At 60.7% G+C, this 3,998-nt stretch carries 7 protein-coding genes; 1 reads left to right on the forward strand and 6 read right to left on the reverse strand.

The genetic code is table 11. From position 1 onward, the window contains the following. The coding region (locus tag AC1DWI_RS15635) for a P-II family nitrogen regulator (RefSeq protein ID WP_477725169.1) at nucleotides 1-97 on the forward strand (97 nt) is incomplete at its 5' end. Between the two features lie 125 nt (nucleotides 98-222). On the opposite strand, the gene AC1DWI_RS15640 is transcribed toward AC1DWI_RS15635, so the two are convergent. From AC1DWI_RS15640 to AC1DWI_RS15665, 6 genes are all read right to left on the reverse strand, one after another. Continuing rightward, on the reverse strand, nucleotides 223-855 hold the full coding sequence (locus tag AC1DWI_RS15640; protein WP_477670850.1) for an LOG family protein: 633 nt from the start codon (nucleotides 853-855) through the stop codon (nucleotides 223-225). Next, a complete protein-coding gene (locus tag AC1DWI_RS15645; protein WP_477670849.1) occupies nucleotides 852-1,328 on the reverse strand; it encodes a diacylglycerol kinase in 477 nt (158 codons plus the stop codon). Before AC1DWI_RS15645 ends, AC1DWI_RS15640 begins: the two co-directional genes overlap by 4 nt. Before the next feature lie 36 nt (nucleotides 1,329-1,364). Beyond that, nucleotides 1,365-1,922 (reverse strand): RDD family protein, encoded by a 558-nt coding sequence (locus AC1DWI_RS15650; RefSeq protein WP_477670848.1) that lies wholly within the window; start codon nucleotides 1,920-1,922, stop codon nucleotides 1,365-1,367. A gap of 71 nt (nucleotides 1,923-1,993) precedes the next feature. Beyond that, nucleotides 1,994-2,671, reverse strand: a complete 678-nt coding sequence (locus tag AC1DWI_RS15655) for a DUF3106 domain-containing protein (RefSeq protein WP_477670847.1) — start codon at nucleotides 2,669-2,671, stop codon at nucleotides 1,994-1,996. Nucleotides 2,672-2,718: 47 nt separating this feature from the next. Beyond that, the gene (locus tag AC1DWI_RS15660; protein WP_477670846.1) at nucleotides 2,719-3,165 is read right to left on the reverse strand and encodes a DUF3619 family protein; all 447 of its coding nucleotides are present in this window, start codon (nucleotides 3,163-3,165) and stop codon (nucleotides 2,719-2,721) included. Further along, nucleotides 3,162-3,728, reverse strand: coding sequence for an RNA polymerase sigma factor (locus AC1DWI_RS15665; protein WP_457279761.1), 567 nt, complete (start codon nucleotides 3,726-3,728; stop codon nucleotides 3,162-3,164). Before AC1DWI_RS15665 ends, AC1DWI_RS15660 begins: the two co-directional genes overlap by 4 nt. Between the last annotated feature and the right edge of the window lie 270 nt (nucleotides 3,729-3,998).

Below are 3,998 nucleotides of genomic sequence, written 5' to 3' on the forward strand. Positions count from 1 at the left end.
ACGCACCTGCAAGATCGGTGACGGCAAGATATTCATCACCCGCGTCGAGCGGGTGGTGCGTATCCGTACGGGTGAGGAAGACGAAGCGGCGGTCTAGATAGGCCCCCACGGTCGCTCACTGCGTGTAGCTTCCTGCCCCCCGAGGGGGCCGCTGCGCCTGCGGCCCGGCAAAGCCGGTTCCGCGGCCCCTGCTGGCCTGAAGAAAAGTCCCTGCGACCGGTGTCAGATTTGGTCGAGGCGGGTGTTGCCTGGCGTCATGCCGGCTGCCTGTACCAGCGTTTCCAGCAGTGATTCGGCATCGCTGCTGGTTCGGATCAGGTCCATCAGCCAGTCATTCATGAAGCCGGTTTTTACCGAAGATGCCAGGAACGCGAGCAGGGCGTCGTAGTAGCCGTTCATGTTGAGCAGGCCGACCGGTTTGTCGTGGTAGCCGAGCTGGCGCCAGGTCCATACCTCAAAAAATTCCTCCAGCGTACCGATGCCGCCGGGCAATGCCAGGAACGCATCGGCATGCTCGGCCATCAGGTATTTGCGCTCATGCATGTTTTCCACGATGTGCAGCTCGGTGCATCCGGTGTGGGCCCATTCCTTCTCCACCAGTGCCTTGGGGATGATTCCCACGACACGCCCGCCGGCCGCCAGCGCAGCGTCGGCCATGATGCCCATCAGGCCATTGCGGCCACCGCCATAGACCAGCTGCCCGCCGCGCTTGCCAATCCAGGTGCCCACGAGGGCGGCAATGGCGGCGAATTCGGGCTGGTTGCCGGGACGGGATCCGCAGTAAACGCAGAGGGAAAAAGCAGGTTTGGAGGCAGGTTTGGAGATATCGGTCACTTTGTTGATGCTTGCGTTCATGCGGCAAATCGCTGGAACAGCGCCAGGGCCCAGGTACCTGCGCACAGCAGCAGGCTGAGCAGTACGGCGGCACTTCCCATGTCCTTGGCGCGCTTGGAAAGGTCATGCCATTCGGGGCCGATGCGGTCGATGGCGGTCTCGATGCCCGTGTTGAGCAGCTCCACGATCATGATGAGGATGACGGTGCCGGCCAGGAGCACCGTTTCGACCCAGCTACGGCCCAGCCAGAAAGCGGCGGGGATCAGCACAATCGACGCGATCGCCTCCTGACGGAAAGCGGTTTCATGCCAGCCGGCGCGCAGGCCGGCAACGGAATAGCCGGTGGCGTGCCAGACGCGGCTCAGGCCCTTGCGGTGTTTTTGGGGGTTGACGGGCTCATTGGAGCCCAGTCGGGAGGTGGCGCCAGCAGCAGCGACATCAACATCAGATGGCGGCGCTGGCACAGACATGGGAAACGGAACTTGTTCGGGCATGGTGCCATTGTCGCGCAGCTTTATGGCACATTGATGTTAGGGCTGATGGGGCGCAGTATCGGCGATACCGGCCTTGTTTTTCCCCTTGCGCCCGGGTTTTTCGGGTGCGACCCAGGTGATGAGCCGCGTGCCCGCCCAGGCGTCGTGCCAAAACTGTTTTTGCGGATGAAAGCGCGCCAGGATGGCCCAGATGGCGACCCACCCCAGCGTCAGTACGGCGCCTTCCCGCCCTGGCAGCGCCATTGCCCAGCTCACGGCCAGGGGTGGCAGGAACCAGAGCCAGCTCAGCGCATAGCGCAGCAGCGCACGTTTCTGGGTGACGGGTGCACCGTTGAGGTCGACCACGCGGATGTTCCAGGTCTTCATGGCCAGGGTCTGGCCTTTGGCCCAGAACCAGACGAAGTAGATACCGAAAATCACAAACACGAACGCCTGCAGGGCATGGCGATTGTCCAGGGCATTTCGGGTCTGGCTCAATGTACTGAAGAGGTAACCGGCCAGAAAAACCACGCCGAACATCAGCATGCCTTCGTACATCCAGCAGGCCATGCGGCGGGGAATGGATGGAATGGGGAGGGTGTCTGTGACTGTCAAAGATGTCGCGATAAAGGTTGGCCACAGTGACGGCAGCAGGCATGGGCCAAGCCCAGCCGCTGCGGTAGCGTTTAGCGTTGGGGCGTGGCGCTTGTTGCGGCACCGCTTGCGGACGGCGCGGCGGGCGTAGCAGCTGAGGCAGGTTGCAAAGCAGTGATTTTAGGGCCAGGTTTGCTGGCTGCCTTGACCGGGTGCGGTGTCACGGGCGCCAGCTTTTGCGGTGCCACCGGTCTCACCGCTGTTGCCGCTCCGGTAGGCTTTGGACTGGCCTTGGCGGCCAGCTTCTGCTTTTCTTCGGGGCTGAGAGCCTGGTAGGTTTCCCATTTGGCTTTTTTCTCTTCAGGCGTGAGCTGCTTGGAGAGTTCCTTGGTCTTGCCGAAGTTCAGCCGGGCTTGCGCGCGCTGCTGGGGGCTCAAGGTGACCCATTCATTCATGCGGCTGTGCAGGTTGGCCTGCCCTTCCGGTGCGAGTGAGGGGTAATTTTTGGAGATTTCCAGCCATTTGCGCTTTTGCGCCTCGCTGACGGTATCCCAGCTTGACGCCAGCGGTTTGAGCGCCTGCTGTTGCATGGGCGTGAGTTCAGCCCAGGTCGGCTTGGCCACGACGGGCTTGGCAGGGACGGCCGGGGGCTTCACAGCTGCACTGGCAGGGCCTACGGGTTTAGGCGCCTGTGCAAGGCCCAGCATGGGCCAGGCCAGCAGGGTAGCCGTCACAAGCCCGAACGACAGCCATTGCAGTCTCAACCGCATGGAGCGGCCATCGACAGATGGGGCGCGTCGGGAGATTGCGCGCGGGATCATTGGGCCGTGGGGGCTTGGCGTGTGGCTTTGAGGTACTGGACAAAACCCGGGTCGGCAAAAGCAGCGGGCGGGAGTTCGTCAGTAAGCAACGCCACATCGACTTCTGCCAGTTCCTGGGCGCGGTTGTCGTTCTGGATCGAATTGATGGCCAGCAGGCCTACAACCAGTGCAACAAGTGGAAGGACCGAACCAATCCGTGCCCACCAGCTCAGGCCGTCATCAGATCCCCATGAAAGGGCGGCACTTGTGCCAACGCCGACGACGCTGGTGGCGGTTTGTGTTTTGGCGACTTTACGTTTTGAAACAGCTTGAGCGCGTGCGGCGCGCAGGCGCTCGGAAATGTCGTAAGGCAGGTCGGCAGCTCCCGCGGACAGGTAGGACGCGGTCTTCAGGCCAAAGCGGTCCTGCAGGATTTCGGCTCTTTTTTGTAGTGAGTTAGTCATAGTTTTATACCTTTGGCACTCAGGGCTTTGCTGAGGGCGTGAACTGCGCGGGAACAATGTGTTTTGACACTGCCCTCCGAACAGCCCATGGCGGCTGCTGTTTCAGCGACATCCATTTCCTCCCAGTAACGCATCAGAAAGGCTTCCCGTTGACGGCCCGGCAATTCCTTTACCTGCAGTTCGATCTCATGCAATATTTGCGCCCGCTCAGTAGCATCCTGGGCGCTCTCTGTACCCTCTGAGTTGGTAAGGCTCTCTAAAGTTTCCAGAAGATCGAAATCTCCGTCTTCTCCCTGCGATTCAAAGTCGCTCATGTTGGAGAAAAGCGCGTTCCGGGTCTTGCGGCGCCGGAACCAGTCCAGCGTGGTGTTGGCCAGGATGCGCTGGAACAGCATGGGCAGCTCGGCCGCAGGCTTGTCGCCATAGTGCTGGGCCAGCTTCATCATGCTGTCCTGAACGATATCAAGGGCAGCTTCTTCATCCCGCACGTGGTAGATGCTGCGCTTGAAAGCCCGTTTTTCAACGCTTTTCAGGAAATCCGAGAGTTCTTGTTCAGTTGCCAACGGTGTGGGGTTCCGGTTCGTCCAGCGCTGCACAGGGTGGTCTGCGGGTACTCGCAGGGCCGATGCCGATAAGGCATGCATCCAAGGATACAGCTGGAAAATTATCGCATCCCGGCCGGTACCGGATGCGATTTTTCACCGCTTGCAGCCATTGCGCAACGCGAAATGCCATAATACGGCCTGCAATTCAAAGGCAAACGGGTCACGACTCGGCGGTTTATGTTTCCGCTTATGGTTTTGGCCTCAAGTCTCGATGCCGCTTCACAAGAG

The organism is Polaromonas sp. P3_C2 (genome assembly GCF_056402675.1).

Excerpts from the sequence above, each read along its gene's own strand:
- AC1DWI_RS15640 (WP_477670850.1), bottom strand. The coding sequence starts at position 855 with ATGAACGCAAGCATCAACAAAGTGACCGATATCTCCAAACCTGCCTCC.
- AC1DWI_RS15645 (WP_477670849.1), bottom strand. The coding sequence starts at position 1,328 with ATGCCCGAACAAGTTCCGTTTCCCATGTCTGTGCCAGCGCCGCCATCT.
- AC1DWI_RS15655 (WP_477670847.1), bottom strand. The coding sequence starts at position 2,671 with ATGCGGTTGAGACTGCAATGGCTGTCGTTCGGGCTTGTGACGGCTACC.
- AC1DWI_RS15660 (WP_477670846.1), bottom strand. The coding sequence starts at position 3,165 with ATGACTAACTCACTACAAAAAAGAGCCGAAATCCTGCAGGACCGCTTT.